Source organism: Cryobacterium sp. TMS1-20-1 (genome assembly GCF_004402355.1).
In the GTDB taxonomy this organism is placed as follows: Bacteria; Actinomycetota; Actinomycetes; order Actinomycetales; family Microbacteriaceae; genus Cryobacterium; species Cryobacterium levicorallinum.
The window spans coordinates 88,050-106,704 of record NZ_SOGF01000054.1 but is presented as its reverse complement, the minus strand read 5'-3'; the positions used below and the strand labels follow the sequence as shown (position 1 = coordinate 106,704).

General features: G+C 66.8%; 18 protein-coding genes. 10 read left to right on the top strand and 8 right to left on the bottom strand.

Annotated features, from left to right (window positions below; all coding sequences use genetic code 11):
* Positions 1-52 precede the first annotated feature (52 nt).
* Positions 53-1,501, bottom strand: coding sequence for an aminodeoxychorismate synthase component I (gene pabB / locus E3O45_RS12985; RefSeq protein ID WP_134443771.1), 1,449 nt, complete (start codon positions 1,499-1,501; stop codon positions 53-55).
* A gap of 197 nt (positions 1,502-1,698) precedes the next feature.
* On the opposite strand from pabB, the gene E3O45_RS12980 reads away from it, so the two are divergent.
* The 9 genes from E3O45_RS12980 (at position 1,699) to E3O45_RS12940 (ending at position 10,755) form a co-directional block, all read left to right on the top strand.
* Complete coding sequence (locus tag E3O45_RS12980; protein ID WP_134443770.1) at positions 1,699-2,520, top strand: IclR family transcriptional regulator; 822 nt, start codon at positions 1,699-1,701, stop codon at positions 2,518-2,520.
* 109 nt (positions 2,521-2,629) lie between these two features.
* Positions 2,630-3,811, top strand: a complete 1,182-nt coding sequence (locus tag E3O45_RS12975; RefSeq protein ID WP_134443769.1) for a 4-hydroxybenzoate 3-monooxygenase — start codon at positions 2,630-2,632, stop codon at positions 3,809-3,811.
* A gap of 15 nt (positions 3,812-3,826) precedes the next feature.
* A complete protein-coding gene (gene pcaH / locus E3O45_RS12970) occupies positions 3,827-4,627 on the top strand; it encodes a protocatechuate 3,4-dioxygenase subunit beta (protein WP_134443768.1) in 801 nt (266 codons plus the stop codon).
* Positions 4,620-5,234, top strand: coding sequence for a protocatechuate 3,4-dioxygenase subunit alpha (gene pcaG / locus E3O45_RS12965; RefSeq protein ID WP_134443767.1), 615 nt, complete (start codon positions 4,620-4,622; stop codon positions 5,232-5,234). The genes pcaH and pcaG overlap by 8 nt, the downstream gene beginning before the upstream one ends.
* Positions 5,227-6,729 (top strand): lyase family protein, encoded by a 1,503-nt coding sequence (locus E3O45_RS12960; protein WP_134443766.1) that lies wholly within the window; start codon positions 5,227-5,229, stop codon positions 6,727-6,729. The genes pcaG and E3O45_RS12960 overlap by 8 nt, the downstream gene beginning before the upstream one ends.
* Positions 6,726-7,988 carry an alpha/beta fold hydrolase gene (locus tag E3O45_RS18440; RefSeq protein ID WP_134443765.1) on the top strand — a complete coding sequence of 421 codons (1,263 nt, stop codon included), beginning with the start codon at positions 6,726-6,728 and terminating at the stop codon, positions 7,986-7,988. The genes E3O45_RS12960 and E3O45_RS18440 overlap by 4 nt, the downstream gene beginning before the upstream one ends.
* 13 nt (positions 7,989-8,001) lie before the next feature.
* Positions 8,002-8,796 carry a CoA transferase subunit A gene (locus E3O45_RS12950; protein WP_092451006.1) on the top strand — a complete coding sequence of 265 codons (795 nt, stop codon included), beginning with the start codon at positions 8,002-8,004 and terminating at the stop codon, positions 8,794-8,796.
* The gene (locus tag E3O45_RS12945; RefSeq protein ID WP_134443764.1) at positions 8,796-9,470 is read left to right on the top strand and encodes a 3-oxoacid CoA-transferase subunit B; all 675 of its coding nucleotides are present in this window, start codon (positions 8,796-8,798) and stop codon (positions 9,468-9,470) included. The genes E3O45_RS12950 and E3O45_RS12945 overlap by 1 nt, the downstream gene beginning before the upstream one ends.
* 61 nt (positions 9,471-9,531) lie before the next feature.
* On the top strand, positions 9,532-10,755 hold the full coding sequence (locus E3O45_RS12940) for an acetyl-CoA C-acetyltransferase (RefSeq protein WP_134443763.1): 1,224 nt from the start codon (positions 9,532-9,534) through the stop codon (positions 10,753-10,755).
* A 187-nt stretch (positions 10,756-10,942) separates the two neighbouring features.
* On the opposite strand, the gene E3O45_RS12935 is transcribed toward E3O45_RS12940, so the two are convergent.
* The 4 genes from E3O45_RS12935 to E3O45_RS18240 form a co-directional block, all read right to left on the bottom strand.
* Positions 10,943-11,767: a hypothetical protein gene (locus tag E3O45_RS12935; RefSeq protein WP_134443762.1), complete on the bottom strand. Its 825-nt coding sequence runs from the start codon at positions 11,765-11,767 to the stop codon at positions 10,943-10,945.
* 321 nt (positions 11,768-12,088) lie between these two features.
* Complete coding sequence (locus E3O45_RS12930; protein ID WP_134443761.1) at positions 12,089-13,312, bottom strand: acyl-CoA dehydrogenase family protein; 1,224 nt, start codon at positions 13,310-13,312, stop codon at positions 12,089-12,091.
* A gap of 136 nt (positions 13,313-13,448) precedes the next feature.
* The gene (locus E3O45_RS12925) at positions 13,449-14,306 is read right to left on the bottom strand and encodes a metal-dependent hydrolase (RefSeq protein ID WP_134443760.1); all 858 of its coding nucleotides are present in this window, start codon (positions 14,304-14,306) and stop codon (positions 13,449-13,451) included.
* 153 nt (positions 14,307-14,459) lie between these two features.
* Positions 14,460-14,582 carry a hypothetical protein gene (locus E3O45_RS18240; protein ID WP_255408738.1) on the bottom strand — a complete coding sequence of 41 codons (123 nt, stop codon included), beginning with the start codon at positions 14,580-14,582 and terminating at the stop codon, positions 14,460-14,462.
* A 189-nt stretch (positions 14,583-14,771) separates the two neighbouring features.
* Between E3O45_RS18240 and E3O45_RS12920 the strand changes: the two genes are divergently transcribed.
* On the top strand, positions 14,772-15,014 hold the full coding sequence (locus tag E3O45_RS12920) for a hypothetical protein (RefSeq protein ID WP_134443759.1): 243 nt from the start codon (positions 14,772-14,774) through the stop codon (positions 15,012-15,014).
* Positions 15,015-15,052: 38 nt separating this feature from the next.
* On the opposite strand, the gene E3O45_RS12915 is transcribed toward E3O45_RS12920, so the two are convergent.
* The 3 genes from E3O45_RS12915 to E3O45_RS12905 form a co-directional block, all read right to left on the bottom strand.
* Positions 15,053-16,399 (bottom strand): threonine/serine exporter ThrE family protein, encoded by a 1,347-nt coding sequence (locus tag E3O45_RS12915; protein ID WP_092452356.1) that lies wholly within the window; start codon positions 16,397-16,399, stop codon positions 15,053-15,055.
* Positions 16,396-17,559, bottom strand: a complete 1,164-nt coding sequence (locus tag E3O45_RS12910) for an acyl-CoA dehydrogenase family protein (protein ID WP_134443845.1) — start codon at positions 17,557-17,559, stop codon at positions 16,396-16,398. The genes E3O45_RS12915 and E3O45_RS12910 overlap by 4 nt, the downstream gene beginning before the upstream one ends.
* A gap of 79 nt (positions 17,560-17,638) precedes the next feature.
* On the bottom strand, positions 17,639-18,526 hold the full coding sequence (locus tag E3O45_RS12905; RefSeq protein ID WP_134443758.1) for a DUF4349 domain-containing protein: 888 nt from the start codon (positions 18,524-18,526) through the stop codon (positions 17,639-17,641).
* Between the last annotated feature and the right edge of the window lie 129 nt (positions 18,527-18,655).

Below are 18,655 nucleotides of genomic sequence, written 5' to 3'. Positions count from 1 at the left end.
GGGTCACAATAATCACAGATAGTTCGGGCCGGCCCTGACCGGACAGGCCTCGTCAGGCGATGATCACCGCAGACGCGGCTGCCAGCAGCGGCGCGGCCTTGAGCAGCGTTTCCTCGTACTCTTCCTCGGCTACCGACCAGGCGGTAATGCCGCCACCCGCGCCGATGGTCGTCGTCGTTGGTCCAATTACGAGGCTTCGAATGGTCACGCCCAGGTCGACGCGACCGTCTGCCCCCATGTAGCCGAAGGCGCCGGCGTAGGGTCCCCGGGCGCCGCCTTCGAGCCGATCGATGATGCTCATCGCGCTGTGTTTTGGCGCTCCGGTCATGGACCCGGCCGGCAGACATGCCTCAACGGCGTCGACCCAGGTAAGTCGTGGGTCGATCCTCGCCGAGATGGTGCTCACCAGTTGGTGCACGTTTTGGTAGGACTCGACCCGGAGTAAATCGGGGACCTGCACCGAGCCGGTTTCGGCCACCCGACCCAGATCATTGCGCATGAGATCCACGATCATCACGTTCTCCGCGATCTCCTTATGATGACCGGCCAGCTCGGTGATGAGCCCGGCATCTTCCTCGGATGTTCGGCCTCGGGGACGCGTACCCTTAATCGGTCGGGTAGTCATTGTTCCGTCCGGGCACACCTCCAGAAACTGCTCGGGGGAGGAACTCAACAGCGCGAAGTCGGCGAAACGGATCAGCGCTCCATGGTGTGCCGGGTTCAGGCGACGCAACCGGCGATAGGTCTGGACCGGGTCCAGGGCTCCCTCGATGGTGATCTCGTTGGTCAGGCAGATTTGGTAGGCATCACCCTCCGCGATGGCATCCCGGCATTGCTCGACGAGGTCGACGTACTCCGCGTGGGTATGACGTAGCGAGGCCTTCCTCGGCTGCCCGGCTTCCGGGAGCGGCGGTACCGTGCTCCCGACCAGGGAGCGGAGGGTCGCCTGAACGTCCCGGACCCACAGCTTTGCTGTCGGCGACCCGGCGGGGACGCGGAGGGACATGGTCGACGCGCGGTGGTCGAAAGCGATAATGCGATCGGCCCACATCAGGGCAGCGTCGGGCAGGGCAGACGGGTGACGCGGCGACCCCACGGTTTTGGCACCCAGTTCATAACCCAGCCACCCGACCCAGCCGATCCGCAGACCGTCGGCCGGGTCAGCCACAGGGTCAGCCACAGGGCCGGCTCCGCGAGTGGTGGTCGTCAGCCGGAGCAGGTCGAAGATCGAGCCCTCGAACCTGTCGCTCGTGCCCACTCCCGAGACGAGGACGGTGTCGCCGGCGCCGGATGCCGTGACCACCGGGGCCGATGGCGAGGGCAATCCCAGGTAGCTCACCCCGGTCTCTGCTTCGAACCCGCTATCCAGCCAGAAGGCGTTTTTCTCAGACTTCAGGAGACGCAGGAATACGAGTTCGGGGTCGACCCAGAAGTCCAGAACAATCTCTCGACAGGTCACCGCGTCTGCTGGTTGCAGCAGCCGTTCCTGCACCCCGGTCATGATTCCCCCTTTTCAGATGCCACCGCGCATTGCAACCAGATTGTCCCGAGCGCGCGTTGGCAACGAGGTTCAGATAAATCATATCTGCGAGGTAAAAGCGCAGTGGCGCACGCTCCACAAAAACGGCGGCAGGGCCTCGGCCCGCACGACACAACTCCAGTTCGGTGAAGCCCCGGTTTCGAGTAGCGTGGGGATAGATGTCAGGAAAACCCGCGCGGTCGAGGCAACCCGAGGGGGCGCTTGCGCTCCCCGTCGACGATCGTTCCGTCGCGGCCAGGCTCTTCGCCATTCTCGACGCGTTCGCAGCGCCCGCCGGGGCGACGTCGCTCACCCTGACCCTGACGGCCATTGCCCAACGTGCTGGCCTGCCGCTCTCCACCACGCACCGGCTTGTCGCCGAGTGGGTGAGCTGGGGCGGCCTGAGCAAGCACGAGAATGGGCAGTACTCGCTCGGCATGAAGCTGTGGGAGCTCGGGGTGCAGACGCCGACCGCCCGCAACCTGCGCACGATCGCGCTGCCCTACCTGGAAGACCTGTATGAGACGACGCGGGAACACGTGCACCTCGCCATCCTCGACGGGCGCGACGCACTGTACCTGGAAAAGCTCTCGGGCCACCACGCGGTTCGCTTGATCTCGCGGGTCGGCGCTCGCCTACCGCTGCACTCGACCGGGGTGGGGCTGGTGCTTCTGGCGCACGCGCCGCCGGACGTGGTGCAGCAGTATCTCGCTGCGAGCCTTGAGCGCTTTCTGCCGCGCACGGTCACCGAGCCCGAGGCGGTACGCAAGCGGTTGGCCGAGATCCGGCTGCTCGGCCTGGCCCGCATGACGGAGGAGATGACGGCAGGGTCGAGCTCGATTGCCGCGCCCATCCGGGACCGCACCGGCCAGGTCGTGGCGGCCGTGTCGATCGTTACCCGCACGACCGACACCGTCGACCCTGAGCAGGAGAAAGCGGTACGCCTGGCCGCGCAGGGAGTCAGTCGGGCTCTCGGCTACCGGCGTGCCCAGCAGTCGTGAGCAATGGCCGATTGTCGGCACTTTCACTGAGTGGAAGAAGGGCATCGGAGCCCTGACCGGTACAGCACACTGAAGACAACACACCCTGTCATCGTCGCTAGGAGAATCTGTGCCCCACGAAAACACCCGCGTCGCCATCATCGGCGCCGGTCCCGCCGGTCTCTTGCTGGGCTGGGCCTTGCGTGACGCCGGAATCGACTCGATCGTCGTGGAAAATCGTTCGCAGGAGTACGTGCTCGGCCGCATCCGCGCCGGTGTTTTGGAACAGGGGTCGGTCGAAACCCTGACCCGCCTCGGGGTGGGTGACCGCCTCGCATTCGAGGGCCTGCAGCACGACGGAATTTTTCTGCAGTATGCCGGCGAGCGCCACAACGTGAACTTCAACGAGCTGATCGGCCGCACGGTCACCGTCTACGGCCAGCAGCAGGTTGTCAAGGATCTCGTCACCGCGCACACCGACGCCGGATCGACGATCTACTACGAAGCATCCGACGTCGCCGCCCTCGGCCTGACCACCAAGAACCCAAGCGTGACCTTCGTGCACGACGGCGAGCACCACACCATCGACGCCGACTTCGTTGTGGGCGCCGACGGCTTTCACGGCATCTGCCGGGCGTCGATTCCCAGCGAAGAAATCACCCTGTTCGACCGTAGCTACCCCTACGCCTGGCTCGGCATCCTCGCTGACGTTGCACCCTCCTCCGACGAGCTGATCTATGCGCTGCACGAAGACGGTTTCGCGATGCTGTCGATGCGTTCGCCGGTCGTCTCCCGCCTCTACCTGCAGGTCGACCCGGCCGACGATATTAAGAACTGGTCAGATGAGCGCATTTGGGAGGCGCTGCACACCCGGCTCGGCACCCCGGGCTGGACCCTGAACGAAGGCCCGATCACCGACAAATCGATCACCCCGATGCGCAGCTTCGTGGCCTCCCGCCTGGCCTACGGAAACCTGTTTCTGGTCGGCGACGCCGGCCACATCGTGCCGCCGACCGGCGCGAAGGGTCTCAACTCGGCCATCTCCGACGTCACCCAGCTCGCGAGCGCGCTCACCGCGTTCTACGCCAACGACGAGACGCTTCTGGCCGGCTACAGCGATACCGCGCTGGCCCGGCAGTGGCGGGTGCAGCAATTCTCCCGCTGGATGACCGAGATGCTGCACACCAACCCCGGCGACCTGCAATCCGGTGCCTTCGACTACCGCAGCCAGCTCGGCCAGCTCGACTACGTCACTCACTCGCCGCTCGCGCAGCGCATGCTCGCCGAGCAGTACACCGGCCTCCTGCTCTAACAGATAGAGAACGCCATGACTCAGACATCCCCGCGCCCCGGCACCGGCCCGGCCAGCCAAAACGAGATCACCGCCGAGATCGAAGCGATCGAAGCGGATGCCGCAGCCCGCGTCGCCGCCGGCGGCTCGCCAGAGCGCCAGCCGCGTCGCAACTACGCCCCCTACCGCAGCTCCCTGCTGCGCCACCCCACCCACGAACTCGTGCGCGTCGATCCGGAAGAGGTCGAACGGGTCTCGCCCGCGTTCGGCCACACCGACGTGAACCTGCTCGAGAGCGACCTCACCATCCAGCACGCCGGCGAACCGATCGGCGAACGGATGACCGTTGGCGGCCGGGTGCTCGACGGCGAAGGCCGCCCGGTGCGACACCAGCTGATCGAACTGTGGCAGGCCAACGCCGGCGGACGCTACGTGCACAAACGCGACCAGCACCCCGCGCCGCTCGACCCCAACTTCACCGGAGTCGGCCGCGCTATTACCGGTGAGAACGGTGAATACTCGTTCACCACGATCAAGCCCGGCCCGTACCCGTGGAAGAACCACGTGAATGCGTGGCGACCCGCGCACATCCACTTTTCGCTGTTCGGCACCGCGTTCACGCAGCGCCTGATCACCCAGATGTATTTTCCGGGCGACCCGCTGTTCGCGCTCGACCCGATCTACCAGTCGATTGCCTCAGCTGACGCCCGCGCCCGCCTGATCGGGCAGTACGACCACAACCTGAGCGTGCCCGAGTTCTCGCTCGGCTACAACTGGGACATCGTGCTCACCGGACCCAAGTCCACCTGGATGGAAGGCGAAGAAGCCCATGACTGACCTTGCCGGAGTAGCTGCCGCCGTGCAGACCAGCACCCCGCAGAAGCATGCTCTGCAGACCCCGTCGCAGACAATCGGCCCGTTCTACGGCTACGCCCTGCCCTTTGCGGGCGGGCCGGAGCTGGTCCCCGGGTACCATCCCCGCGCCATCCGCTTTCATGGCGCCGTCACCGACGGCGAAGGCGAGCCGATTCTCGACGCCCTGCTCGAGATCTGGCAGGCCGACGAGAGCGGCGTGCTCAGCCGCTCCCGTGGCAGCATCGACCGCGACGGGTTCACCTTCACCGGCTTCGGCCGGTGCGCGACCACGATCGCCGGCAACTACACCTTCACGACGCTCAAGCCCGGTGCGGCCGGCTCAGCAGCGCCCTACATCCTGGTGACGGTGTTCGCTCGTGGTGTCACGCACCACCTGTTCACCCGGGCCTACTTCGCCGAGGACGCCGCACTGCACGCGACCGACGCCGTGCTCAGCGCGGTTCCGGTCGACCGCCGCAGCACGCTCATCTGCGTCTCCGAGGGAATCGTCGGGGGAGCCGAGTCGTACCGCTTTGATATTCGCGTGCAGGGCGAGAACGAGACCGTCTTTTTGGACTTTGATGCCTGACCACAGCTTTGATGACGGGCTGCTCAACCCGCTGAGCCACGGCACTCGGGAATCCGAGCTGACCAGCGATCAGGCGTGGCTGCAGGCAATGGTCGACGCCGAGCTCGCCCTCACCCGCGCGCTCGTCGACGCCGAGCTTGCCCCCGAGTGGATGCTGGCCGTTTGCGACGCGCTCGGGGACGCGAGCCAGTTTGACCTCGGTGCGATCGCTGTCGAGGCCAGGGGCGGCGGCAACCCCGTGATCCCGTTCGTGAAGCACCTCGGCCGCGCCGCCGAGAAGGTGCGGGCCGGAGCGTCCGACCACATTCACGTCGGCGCGACCAGCCAGGACATCCTCGACACGGCTGCGATGATCGTGGCCCGCCGGGTGACCTGCGAACTCATTGACCAGCTCGACTCCTTCGGCGCCACCCTCGCCGACCTCGCCGAAGCGCACCGCGGCACCGTGATGAGCGGTCGCACCCTCGGCCAGCAGGCGTCGCCGACGAGCTTCGGCTTTATCGCGGCCGGTTGGCTCGACGCCGTGCTGCTCATCGCCAGGCGCCTCGAGGGCATTCGCGACACCCTGCCCGTGCAGCTCGGAGGCGCGGTCGGCAACCTGGCCGTGCTCACCGAGATCGCTCGGGCCCGGCGCAGCGCAGCCGTCGACACTGACGTGCTCGACGCGGTCATTGACCGCTTCGCCCACCACGTCGGCCTGGTCGTGCCACGCCTCAGCTGGCACACCAACCGGGTCGTCATCTCCGAACTCGCCTCCGTGCTGGCCGCCGCGACCGGCGTCGCCGGTACCTTTGCGCTCGACGTCTCCGTGCTCTCCCGCACCGAAATCGCCGAGGTGAGCGAGCGTCTCGCTCCCGGCCAGGGTGGTTCCAGCGCGATGCCGCACAAACGCAACCCGGTGTCCGCCGTGCTGATCACGGCGGCTGCGCTGCAAACGCCGGGTCTGGCATCCACTCTCTATGGCAGCATGCTCGCCGAAGACCAGCGGCCGAGCGGGGCCTGGCATGCCGAATGGCAGTCGCTGCGGGTGCTCGAACGGCTCACGATCTCGGCGGTGACCGGCGCCGCGTCGCTCGCCGCTCGCCTCGACGTGGACCCGGAGCGCATGCGCGCCAACCTCGACCTCACCGACGGACTCGTGTTCAGCGAACGGGTCACCACAATTCTGGCCGAAACCGTCGGCAAAACCACCGCGTTTGCGCTGGTCGAACGCGCCTCGCAGGAGGCCTTCGTGACCAACCGGCCGCTGCAGGTCGTGCTCGCGAGCATCCTCATCGCCGAGGGCTGTTCCGACGAACTGCGCGCGCAAATCTGGGCGGCCTTCGACTATGAGGGCCAGCCGGGGCAGTCGGCGGCTGGCATCGACCGCGTCGTGCGCGCGTTCCGGCAGCGAGCGGATGCCGTGAAGCGGCGGGCCGAGGCAGCCGCCGCAACCGATATGGTCGAAGCAGGCACCGGCGCAGCCCACTCCAACAAAGACGTAAGGATTTCATGAGCCAGCCCGTCATCCTGTGCACCATCGAGCCGGCTGCGACCGGCGACGCCAACGCGCCGCTGATCGTGCTCGGCCCCTCGCTCGGCACCACGGCCGACCTCTGGGCCGGCGTCGTGCCGACGCTCGCCGTGACCCATCGGGTACTCAGCTTCAACCTGCCCGGGCACGGATTCAGCCCTCGTGCGACCGCGGCGTTCACGATCGAGGAGATCGCCGACGCCGTCGTTGGCCTGGTCGACTCTCTCGGCGTCGACAGCTTTCACTACGCCGGAATCTCGCTCGGCGGGGCCGTTGGCCTGGCCCTGGCTGTGAACCACCCGAGCCGCCTGACGAGCCTCGCGGTGTTCTGCTCCGGCGCAACAATCGGCACCGCGGAGGCCTGGACCGATCGAGCCGCCGGCGTACGCGCGAGCGGCACCCCCTCGCTCATTATCGGCAGCGCCAGTCGCTGGTTCGCCCCCGACTTTCTCGGTCGCGACCCCAAGGCCGGATCAAACGCGCTCGATGCGCTGCTCGACATCGACGACGAATCCTATGCGCTTGCTTGTGAAGCGCTCGCTGTTTTCGATCAAACGGATGCACTCAGCGCTATCCGCACGCCCGTCCTGTGCGTGTCGGGCGAACTCGATACGGTGACACCGACCGTGCAGTTGCAGGAGCTGGCGGCGCGCATTCCCGGCGCCCGGGCCGTAGAGATCGCCGGGGTCGCGCATCTGCCGGCGCTCGAGCAGCCGATCGAGGTCGGCGCACTGCTCGGGGAATGGCTGGTCGGCGCTTCGGCTGCTGCCGCGCGACCGGCCGAGCCGCTATCGGCGGACCGCACCGCGGCATCCGCTTATGCGGACGGCATGCTCGTGCGTCGCGCGGTTCTCGGCGACCAGCATGTCGATGCGGCCACGGCTGCGATCACCCCCGAAACCGCGGTGTTTCAGGACTTCATCACGCGTTATGCCTGGGGCGAAGTGTGGACGCGGCCGGGTCTCGACCGACGCACCCGCAGCTTCCTGACCATCGCCGCGCTCGTTACCGGCGGGCATGAGGGCGAGCTCGCGATGCACGTGCGCGCGGCCCTGACCAACGGGCTGAGCCGCGCCGAGGTCAGCGAAGCCATTCTGCACACCGCTATCTATGCGGGCGTGCCGGCCGCCAATGCCGCGTTCACCGTGGCCCGGGAGACCTTCGCCGGGCTCGATGCGGCTGCCACCGAACCCGATACCGACGCGACCACGCCCGACGACACCGCCATTCGGCCGAGCTAAGGACCCAAGCACCATGGACAAGACCTATCCCTCCGCCGCGGCCGCTGTCGCCGACATTCCCGATGGTGCCTCGCTTGCTGTCGGCGGGTTCGGGCTGGTCGGCGTGCCGATCGTTCTGATTCGTGCGCTGCTCGCCCTCGGCAGCACGAACCTGCACGTTGCGTCGAACAACTGCGGTGTCGACGGCTGGGGGCTCGGCGAACTCCTTCGGGAGGGTCGCATAGCCAGGGTCATCGCCTCGTATATCGGTGAGAACAAGGATTTCGCGCGCCGTTACCTCGGCGGTGAACTCGAGGTCGAGCTGACGCCGCAGGGCACGCTCGCCGAACGGCTGCGGGCCGGCGGCACCGGAATTCCCGCGTTCTACACCGCGAGCGGCGTCGGAACTATGGTCGCCGATGGCGGACTTCCGTGGCGTTATGGCCCAGATGGTGAGGTGACGGTGTCATCGCCGCCGAAGGAGACACGACGCTTCTCTTCGCTCGGCAGCGAGAAGGAATACGTCCTGGAAGAGGCCATCGTCACCGACTATGCCCTGGTGCGGGCCGCGAAGGGCGACCGGCACGGCAACCTGGTGTTTGAGAAATCGGCCCGCAACTTCAACCCGGTCGCCGGCATGGCTGGCCGCATCACCATCGCCGAGGTCGACGAACTGGTGGAACCCGGTCAGATCGACCCCGACGAGGTGCACCTCGCCGGCATCTACGTGAACCGCATCGTGCAGCTCGGCGCGGTGGACGCCGCCGACCTGCCGATCGAGAAAACGACGACGCGGCCGCGGCCTTCGTCTGAAATTGGAGCGAACTGATGGCCCTTACGCGTAATGAGATGGCGGCCCGCGCCGCCCAGGAACTCGCCCCCGATTCCTATGTTAATTTGGGCATCGGTCTGCCGACCCTCATTCCGAACTTTCTGCCCGAGGGGGTGCACGTCGTGCTGCACTCCGAAAACGGGGTGCTCGGCGTTGGACCCTACCCGTGGGAGGGTGAGGCCGATCCCAAGCTCATCAACGCCGGAAAGGAAACCGTCACCGTCAATCCCGGCGCCGCGTACTTCGACTCGGCGCAGAGTTTCGGCATGATCCGCGGCGGCCTGATCGACGTGGCCGTGCTCGGCGCCATGCAGGTCAGTGTGGTCGGTGACATCGCCAACTGGGCGGTGCCCGGCAAGATGATCAAGGGTATGGGCGGTGCGATGGACCTGGTGCACGGCGCCGACACCGTGATCGTCGTGATGGAACACGTGACCAAGACGGGCGAGTTCAAGATCAAAGAGGTCTGCGACCTGCCCTTGACCGGCAAGGCCGTCGTTACCCGCATTATCACCGACCTCGCTGTGATCGACGTCACTCCCGAGGGGCTCGTGCTGCGCGAGGTCGCGCCCGGCGTGACCGCCCTGGCGGTGCAGGCCGCCACCGAGGCGACCCTGCTCGTGCCCACCCCGCCAGCCACGATCACGACGCTGCTCGGCGTTGCCGAATGATGCTCGTCGCCGCGACCGTCCTCAGCACCCGTACCACCATCCTCAGCAACGGAGCCGCCGTATGACCATCACCACCCTCCGCCAGATCGTCATCTGCGAACCGCTTCGCACCCCGATCGGCCGCTTCGGCGGCGCGTTCAAAACCGTCGCGCCGGCCGACCTCGCCGCGGCAGTCATTGTCGCGCTGATGGAACGCACCGGCCTCGACGGCGCCGTCGTCGACGACGTCATCTTCGGCCAGGCCTATCCCACGGCCGAGGCCGCGCCGGTCGCCCGCGTCGCCGCCCTCAACGCCGGCCTGCCCGTCACCGTCGGCGGGGTGCAGGTCGATCGTCGTTGCGGCAGCGGTCTGCAGGCCATCCTCGACGCTGCGATGCAGGTGCAGACCGGGGTGAGCGACCTCGCCATCGCGGGCGGAGTGGACGTCATGAGCCAGGCCCCCATCTACACGGTCGATTCCCGCTGGGGCGTGGCCGGAACGGCCGGTGTGCTGCTGCGCGACGCCCTCGGCCGTGGCCGCGAAACCGCCGGCGGCCGCAATTATCCGGTGCCCGGCGGCATGCTCGAAACCGCCGAGAACCTGCGCCGCGACTACAGTCTCGACCGCGTCGAACAAGACGAGCTCGCCGTCGAGTCCCAGCGCCGCGCTCTCGCCGCCGTCGCCGACGGCCGCTTCGTGGACGAGATCGTGCCGGTCACCGTGCCCGGACGCAAGGCCCCCATCGTCGTCTCGGTCGATGAAACCCCGCGCGAAACCACCCTCGAAGCCCTCGCCGGCCTGAAACCGATCATGGGCAAAGCGGATGCCGCCGCCACCGTCACCGCCGGCAACGCCAGCGGGCAGAACGATGCAGCCGCCGCGTGCATCGTGACCACCCCGGAGCGGGCGGCTGAGCTCGGCCTGACCCCTCTGGTGCGGCTCGCGTCCTGGGCACGGGCCGGCGTCGAGCCGTCGCGGATGGGCCTCGGCCCGGTGCCGGCAACGAAGCTCGCGCTGGAGCGTGCCGGCCTGACCCTGGCCGACATCGACCTGATCGAACTCAACGAGGCCTTCGCCGCGCAGGTACTCGCCGTCAGCCGGGAGTGGAACTTCACCACGGAAGACTGGGCCCGCACCAACGTCAACGGCTCGGGCATCTCCCTCGGCCACCCGGTCGGCGCCACCGGCGCTCGTATCCTTGCCACCGCCGCCCGCCACCTGCAGCGCACCGAAGGTCGTTACCTCCTCGAAACCATGTGTATTGGCGGTGGGCAGGGACTCGCGGCCATCTTCGAGCGCGCCTAACGACATCCGCTTGGCGAAGACCTGGTCTGCCGTCGCCGAGCCGTGAGTTTCGGCCGCCGACCCGTGAGTTTCGGCCGCCGACCCGTGAGTTTCGACCCGAAAACCCGCTCGAAAGGGCCTGAAACTCACGGCTCGGCGAGCGGCGAAACCGGAAACTCACGGCTCGGCGAGCGGATGGCCGACCCACCTACCAGCGCGCGCCCCGTTCGACCAGGGCGGCCCGCACCCGGCGCAGAAGTTCCTGGCCACCAGTCTTCAGGTCGTCGTCGGTGATGCGCACCATGCGCCATTTCTGATCCTCGACCCGCTCGCGGCGGGTGATATCGACGCGGAATTGCCTCTGGTTACTGCGGTGTCCGTCGCCCTCGTACTCGACGCAGACTTTGAAGCGCGGCCACGCCAGATCGACCCGGGCTACGAAGATGCCACGCGCGTCGAGGATCTCGAAGTTGACGACCGGTTCCGGAATACCCGCATCCACCAAGAAGAGGCGAGTCCTGGTCTCCTGCGGAGAGTCGACCGCCGCCCGAGCAAGAGCGGCAGCCTTCCGCAGGGCACGACACCCGCGTCTCCCGATCAGGGCCGCAGCGACCGCGCGAAGCTCGTCGGGCGTGTGCCACGGATTGCGGCCGCTGCAGAGAAAATCCGCAGCGGCCACGAGCTCAACCCGGGGAAGCACGGGGCCGAGGTCGATCCACGTCTGGATCAAACTGGTCACCGGGAATCCGTACACCCGCTGCGTCGTGCCACCCACCCCCTCGTGCCCGATGATGCCCACAACCTGCGGTGCCCGCACCCCCGGTGGCACCGAGACATGCAGTCGGCGGTCGCCTTCAAGTCGGCTGGGCAACCAGATCCCGTGAATCACGGCCGCCGTCGAGTGGCTGAAGACGTGGGTGGCGGGCATCCGCTTGGAATATGCTCTGGCGAGGTCGAAAGTCGACGCCGGATGCTCGCGCTCCGCCCGCAAACGACGAAACGACAGGGCTGCACGTTCAGGTGTGATGGGCATGCAGCGATCATGACGCCAATCACGATTGCACATATTAGTTATGCACAGGCAAACCACGATCGGCCCGGCCGTGGCCCGGATCAGCCTGGCGAGCGGATGTGGCGGCCCGGTTTTTCGGTGCGGCCTGCCAGGCCACGCGGGCGCGTTGCCGACCCGTGAGTTTCGGTCATCGACCCGTGAGTTTCAGCCCGAAAATGGCAACACATCGTGTCCAAACTCACGGCTCGGTGCGCCCGGGGTCGCGAAACTCACGCCTCGGTGAGCGGATGCCTGGGGCGGCCCCGTGAGGCGGCCGCGGGCATCCGCCTGACGAACCAGCAGCTACTCGAACGCGGAGATACCGGTGATCGCGCGGCCGACGACGAGGGTGTTGACCTCGTAGCTGCCCTCGTAGGTATACAGGGCTTCGGCGTCGGCGAAGACGCGGGCTATGCCCCAGGAGGTGGAGATGCCGTTGCCACCGAACACCGAACGACCCAGTGCCACGGATTCGCGCATGCGCGCGCTGGCGGAGGCCTTGGCCATCGCGGCGTGCTCCGGCCGCAGCGTTCCAGCCTGTTGCAGCTGGGCGATGCGCACCATCAGGCCGAGCGACGTGGTCGCATTCTCGAGAATGCGCACCAGCTTCTCCTGCACGAGCTGGAACGATGCGATCGGCTTGCCGAACTGCCGGCGCTCGAGGGCGTAGCCCAACGCATAGTCGTAGGCGGCGAATTGCAGGCCCACGGACTGCCAGCCAACCCAGACCCGCGAATTGGTGAGCAACCGGTTGGTATCGCGAAAGCTCGTGGCACCGGGCAGCCGGTCGCGTTCGGCGACCACGACGTTCCGCAGGGTGATCGTGGCGTTCTGCACGATGCGCAGGGCGATCTTGTTCTCGATCTTCTCCGCGGTGAACCCGGCCAGGGTCGCGTCGACGATGAAGCCCTTGATCTGGTCGTCGTCGGTGTCGCGCGCCCAGACCAGCACATTGGCCGCGAAGGTTCCGCTGCCGATCCAGCGTTTGACGCCGTTCAGTGTCCAGGAGTCGCCGATGCGGGTGGCGGTTGTCTCCATATTGCGTGAGACATCGGAGCCGTGGTCCGGTTCGGTGAGCGCGAACGCGCCGATCTTGCGCAGGGAAATGGCGTCGGCCAGGAATCGGTCTCGCTGGTCATCGGTGCCGAGCTGGGCGATCGCCGCTGCGAACAGGCCGCTGTGCACGCCGACAAAGGTCGAAATGGACGCATCGACGCGGGCAAGCTCGACGGTCATGAACCCGTGGAGTAAGAAATTGTCGCCGCGCGCACACAGGTCGACGAGGTTCAGGGCGGTCAGGGCGGGGATGATTTCGAACGGGAACGTCTCGTTGTTCCAGTGCTCGGCGACGACGGGTCGAATCTCGCGTTCGAACACCGCGCGGGCTGTGGCTACCAGATTCTGCTCGTCCACGGTGAGGAAGTCCTGGTAGGAGAAGAAATCGGTGGTGGGACCGGTGTAAAACTCGGTGCTGGGCGCATCCACTTCGGTATCGCCGATCTTCGGACTCTCAACGACGGTGCTCATGGCTGGTCCTCTCTGACCGGGTACCTCTGAATTCTGCGCCTGGGAGCGGAAATGCGCAATCTCTCGCAGATTAACCGTGCAATGTGCCTAATGGATGTCCCGATTATGCTCGCAAATTGCCCCGGATGCGCGAAAACTAGCGCGTGGCGGAGGTGTTCATGGTGAGCACGTCGGTGCCGTCCAGGTCGTGCAGGCCGAGCGTCACGGTCACGACGCCGAGTGTGCCGAGCGAGGCGACATGGGTGCCGCCGCAGGGGATGCGCACGGTCGCGCCGGGCAGTTCGCACACCCAGTAGCGGCGGTCCGTCAACCGGTTGCCGCCCTGGTCGATGCGTACCGCGGCATCCGTCATGGTCCACGCGAGCAGGGTCGCGTTGATGGTCGCTTCGATCGCCGCGAGCGACTCGGCGAAGCCATCGACCGAGAAGCCCTTCTTGCGCAGCGATTTGCCGAGCCGGTAGGTGTCGACCGAAGCGTTCTGGCCGATCAATGATTCGTCGATGGCGAGCCCGTCGAAGTCGGGGTGGCCGAGCGCGTCGGCGCGTACTTCTTTTTTCCACCGGTCGGCGAGAGCGTCGTTCAGGGCGAGGGAGGCCAAATGGCACGCGGTGTGGCCGGCGCTCGTGGCGTCGCGCAGGCCCTCGTCAACCTCGACCGTGACGGTGTCGCCGGCTGAAAGCCCGGCCGCGTCGACGACGTGCACCACGACGAAGGCCCAGCCTGGGGTGCCCTTCGCCACCGGAATGTCCGCACCGATATACAGCTCGGACCCATCGGTGGCTCCGACGATGCAGTCCTCGACCGGCCAGAACGCGGCACCGTGATGCAGCAAGGCCTGGTCGGGCCAGCCGGCATCGACCGGATGCACGCAGGTCGCATCGAGCAGCACGGCTGAGCGTCCGTCCGGCAGCGGCTCGGAGTGCAGCACGGTCGCCTGCGCGTCGACGGCGCCGCTCGGGTAGAGCACACGGGTATCTTCGGTGGGCAGGGTCATGGCTGGTCCTTTCACAAGCGGATGTTGTCGGTCACGCCGACGAAAGAAAGGTGCCGCCACGATCGTGGCGGCACCCGTGCTTGCTAATACTGCGCCAGATGCAGCGCGCGATACCAGGAGCGGAGAACCCATAGCACCGAGAAGATGCAGAATCTAGCTCTTGCGGGCCCGAGAAGCGGTCTCTTCAGACTTCGCCTTCTTGTCGGCCCTCTTTTCCTTGAGGGACTTGTCGGCAACCTTCTTGGTTGCGTCCTTTTTCGGTGATTTGTCAGCCATTGTGTACTCCTTCGCGCCGAGCCGTGGGGCTCCGTCTCCTCGAGAATACGCGGGTTTGCGGCATCCGTCATCTCCGCAGCCGACCGCGCTACCGCAAATCGCCAGACCTGGTCGGAGCCCTGTGCACGGCTGCCGGTCTGTCGTATGCTGTCGCTGCAATGAACCCGCTCTCCGTCGAAAGGTCATGTCATGAGCCACAGCGCCACCTACCGGGCAGTTCTGTTTGGACCCAACCCGATTGCCGCCGGAACCGAGGTCGAATTGGAATACATCGACGGTGAGTATCAGGACGTCCTGGTGCTCGAAGCGGTCGAGGACACCGAAACGATCACCCGCACTTATAAGCGCGGCCGTGAGACCGACGAGCCCATCCCGTATCGTTTCGTCGAGGAAGACGCCGTCGACGCCGGCGAGGCGGACATTCCCAACTGACGCAGGCATCCGTTTGACAGCGGATGCTGCAGCGCGCGCTAAATGCGCTTGGTTGCGTCGCGGCCGAGTCGCACCGGCAGGGCCATGAGCGGTCCGACGAAGCGGCGCTGCAGCCTGCGCGCCGGGCCCCAGACGATCTGCACGACATACTGCGACAGCAGCGCGCCGGCCGCGAGGGCCATCGCGATGCCGGCAGCGGTGAGCAATGCGAGCAGCCCGTTGATATCGCCCTCGGAGAGCTGGAGCAACCCGCGAAACAGGGTGAGACCGGGCACGAGCGGCACGAGCGCCGTCACCATAATGACGAGTGGAGGGGTACGCACGATGCGCGCCGCGACCGCCGCCAGCAGTCCGACGCCGAGGGCGCTCGCCGCCGAGGCCCCGACCAGTCCGAATCCGCCGGCCAGCGCGGCCACGAACAGAAACTCGGCGAGAGCGCCGAGCACGCAGACCACCCAGACCGCCCGCCACGGTACCTGCACGGCCAGCGCAAACCCGATGACGATGACGATGGCGGCTACGAGCAGTACCGGCAGCACGCCGATGGTCACGATCGGATTCGAGTCGATCTCGAGCAGCAGCCCGAACCGGGCCAAAAACAGGGCGGATCCCGACACCCCGGTGACCAGGCCAGCCGTGATCAGCAGGGCCTCCACCAGTCGGGCGGTGCCGGTCAGGTAAAACCCCGAGAGCGTGTCATGCACGGCACCGAATGTGGTGACACCGGCGAGAAGCATGATGATGGTGGCGACGACGACGAGCGAGGGGTTGGCCGTGGGGTCGATCACCCGCACGACCGTGGCGACGAGGGGGCCGATCGCCCCGCCGACGACCGTCTGGTAGAACAGCGGAACCTGGCGGTGGTCGAGCACCGACGTGATCCAGTCGATGATCCAGGTGGCGATAAAGGCGGCGATGATCACTGTCGGCCCGCCGCCGATCAGAACGGCGGCGCCGGCACCGACCAGGCTCCAGCCGATGCGGCGCCACTGTTTGGGCACCTGCGGTTTTGAGCTGACGATGGTCGCGAGGATCTTGCGGGCCTCGGCTACTTCGATCGGCTTCTCGATAATGTCCGCGATCAGCTCCGAGGTGGCGGTGAGCTTGGAATAGTCCAGCGTGCGGTACTTCACGTTGCGGCTGCGGATGATCGACTCGTGCGTCGACGGGTCTTCCTGGGTCAGCGTGATGGTCGTGTGGGTGATATTCGCGTCGGTGCCCTTGAGCCCGTAGGCCCTGGTGAGCGCGATCATTGCGGCGGTGGCGTCTTCGGCGCCGGCGCCGGCGGTGAAGATGACTTCGGCGAGGCGCATGGTGAGGTCGAGCACGGCCCGGGTGTAACCGGAGTGGTCGAGCGTGATGGCGGTGGTCTTGCTGAAACTCATGAGGCAGGCAAATCGAGGGGTCCGAGAACGGATGCTGCGGCGGTCGCGTGCGCGGAGTCCGCGTCGGAGGGGTGGAAGAAACCAGCGAGCACGTCGCGGTAGAGCCGGGCCAGTTCGGAGGACGCGGCGTAGGCGGAGCCGCCGGCAACCTGCACGGCGGTGTCGACGACGAACTTGGCGTTCTGGGTGGCTCGGTATTTGAGCCCGGAGAGCTGCGCAAACCAGGCCGGTCCGACCGCGAATAAACGCTCGTCGACCGCCCGGGCGAGGGCGTCGATCTGCGGATAGATGCCGTCCATCGCAATGACGAGGTCCCCGATCCGCCACCGCGCGACCGGATCCTGCGCGTGCGTGCGCCCCTCGTTTTTCAGCGAGGTGCGACGGTTAGCGCCCAGGGCGGCGAGTTCGAGCGCGCGCTGGCCGATTCCGGTGTACACGGCGCTGAGCAGAATTTCAAAGTTGGCGAAGATGCCGGCGACGAGCGGGTCGCCGTTCGGGCCGATCGGCAGGCGGCGCACGACCCGGTCCGGGCGGGCGAGAGCGCCATCGAGCACGGTGCTCTGGCTCTGGCTGGCGCGCATGCCGAGGGTGTCCCAGTCATCTTTCGAGCGGATGCCGGCATCCGCTCGATCGAGAAACGCCCAGACGATCGCGGGGTCAGCCGGGGCGGAGGAATCCAGGCCGAGGGTGCCGAGCCGGGTCCAGGCGGGCGAGAGTGAGGTGAACACCTTGGTGCCGGTGAACCGGTAGCCGCCATCTTGCTGGGGGAGGGCATCCGTTTGCGAGCCGAACAGCACCAGGTCGTTGCCGGGTTCGCTCACGCCAAAGGCGAAGATTTCGCCTCGCATGGCCTCTTCGAGCACGAAGTCGAGCGAGTGGTCGCCCTGCGCGTTCAGGCTGGCGGCGACACCGGTCCAAACCAGGTGCATGTTCACGGCGAGGGCGGTGGCCGGGGCGTGCGCGGCGAGCCGGGTCTGCTCGCGCACGGTCTGTTGCAGGGTGCGGCCGAGTCCGCCGAACTGCACCGGCACGAGGGCGCGCAGGTAGCCGGCAGCGATGAGCACCTCGAGATCTTCGGTGAAGAAGGCGTTGGCCCGGTCATACCCGGCTGCCCGTGAGCGGATGCCGGCCAGCAGCTGATCAGACAGCACCGGCTCGATCGAAGGAACAAAAACGGGCGCTGCCGGAGAGGTTTCGGGCAGGGTTAAAGCAGGGAGAAACTCGGTCACAGGGACAAGCCTATGCAGCCTTACGCCGTCGCGCCAACACCCGCACGATCACGAGCGCGATTGCCCCGAAAATCGCCAGTACGACCAGCCAGGGCAGAGCAACTCCGAGGCCTATCAGCAGGCCGCCGGCGGCGGCGACGAGGGCGGTCCAACCGGCAATAATGCCGGTCCAGAAATTGTCGGGGCCGCCGGCGGCCACGGTGCCTTCCGAAACCAATTCGAGCTGCACGGTCGAGTAATCGATCTGATCGGCGAGAAAGTCGCGCTGGGACTGCAGGCTTTCGAGCTCACCCTGCCGACTCGACAAAGCGCCTTCGATGCTGATCAGGTCGGTCGTGCTCGTCGCCGAGGCCATCAGTGCCAACAACCGGTCAACCGAGGTGGTCAGAGCCGTGATGCGGGCGTCGAGGTCCTGGCTCTGCTGTGTCACGTCCTGGGCGTTGAGCGAGACGAAGTTGAGCCGACCGAGTTTCTTGAGCTCGGCCAGGGTACGGTCGAGTTCGTCGGACGGAATACGCAGGGTGAGGGTGGCGCTCGCTGGCTGGACGTCGGTGCCCGGGTTTTCGCTGCGGCTGTCGACGCGTCCGCCGGCCTGTTCGGTGATCGTGACGGCGGATTCGCTCGCCGCGACCGGATCAGTGGCCGTGATCGACATGGACCCGGTGGTGATGACGTCCCGGTTGGACGTGTTCACGTCGCCCGTAGTGCCGGTGACGACGCTGCCGTCGGGGGCCTTGTCGACCGAAAAGTCCTGTTCCGGCGCGACCTCGCCGATACCGCCGTCCGCCGAGCCCGTGCTCCCAGACGAGTCCGTGCTCACCGAACCACTATTCGCCGTGCATCCCGCCAACAAACCGGCGGTCAGCAGGACCGCGATCACTCCCCAGGTTCGTCTCATGACTCACCGTACCGAGCGGGGTGGGGGCGCTGTCTGGGGGCAGTCTGGGAGTCGGATCACAATTGGGACTCGGCGCCTACCCCCGAAGTAAGGTCAGGGAGTCGGCGAGCAGCCCGACTGCACATTCAA

Excerpts from the sequence above, each read along its gene's own strand:
- E3O45_RS12940 (WP_134443763.1), top strand. The coding sequence starts at position 9,532 with ATGACCATCACCACCCTCCGCCAGATCGTCATCTGCGAACCGCTTCGC.
- E3O45_RS18240 (WP_255408738.1), bottom strand. The coding sequence starts at position 14,582 with ATGGCTGACAAATCACCGAAAAAGGACGCAACCAAGAAGGTTGCCGAC.
- E3O45_RS12950 (WP_092451006.1), top strand. The coding sequence starts at position 8,002 with ATGGACAAGACCTATCCCTCCGCCGCGGCCGCTGTCGCCGACATTCCC.
- pabB (WP_134443771.1), bottom strand. The coding sequence starts at position 1,501 with ATGACCGGGGTGCAGGAACGGCTGCTGCAACCAGCAGACGCGGTGACC.
- E3O45_RS12920 (WP_134443759.1), top strand. The coding sequence starts at position 14,772 with ATGAGCCACAGCGCCACCTACCGGGCAGTTCTGTTTGGACCCAACCCG.
- E3O45_RS12915 (WP_092452356.1), bottom strand. The coding sequence starts at position 16,399 with ATGAGTTTCAGCAAGACCACCGCCATCACGCTCGACCACTCCGGTTAC.
- pcaH (WP_134443768.1), top strand. The coding sequence starts at position 3,827 with ATGACTCAGACATCCCCGCGCCCCGGCACCGGCCCGGCCAGCCAAAAC.
- E3O45_RS12935 (WP_134443762.1), bottom strand. The coding sequence starts at position 11,767 with ATGCCCATCACACCTGAACGTGCAGCCCTGTCGTTTCGTCGTTTGCGG.
- E3O45_RS12960 (WP_134443766.1), top strand. The coding sequence starts at position 5,227 with ATGCCTGACCACAGCTTTGATGACGGGCTGCTCAACCCGCTGAGCCAC.
- E3O45_RS12925 (WP_134443760.1), bottom strand. The coding sequence starts at position 14,306 with ATGACCCTGCCCACCGAAGATACCCGTGTGCTCTACCCGAGCGGCGCC.
- E3O45_RS18440 (WP_134443765.1), top strand. The coding sequence starts at position 6,726 with ATGAGCCAGCCCGTCATCCTGTGCACCATCGAGCCGGCTGCGACCGGC.
- E3O45_RS12905 (WP_134443758.1), bottom strand. The coding sequence starts at position 18,526 with ATGAGACGAACCTGGGGAGTGATCGCGGTCCTGCTGACCGCCGGTTTG.
- E3O45_RS12980 (WP_134443770.1), top strand. The coding sequence starts at position 1,699 with ATGTCAGGAAAACCCGCGCGGTCGAGGCAACCCGAGGGGGCGCTTGCG.
- E3O45_RS12945 (WP_134443764.1), top strand. The coding sequence starts at position 8,796 with ATGGCCCTTACGCGTAATGAGATGGCGGCCCGCGCCGCCCAGGAACTC.
- E3O45_RS12930 (WP_134443761.1), bottom strand. The coding sequence starts at position 13,312 with ATGAGCACCGTCGTTGAGAGTCCGAAGATCGGCGATACCGAAGTGGAT.
- pcaG (WP_134443767.1), top strand. The coding sequence starts at position 4,620 with ATGACTGACCTTGCCGGAGTAGCTGCCGCCGTGCAGACCAGCACCCCG.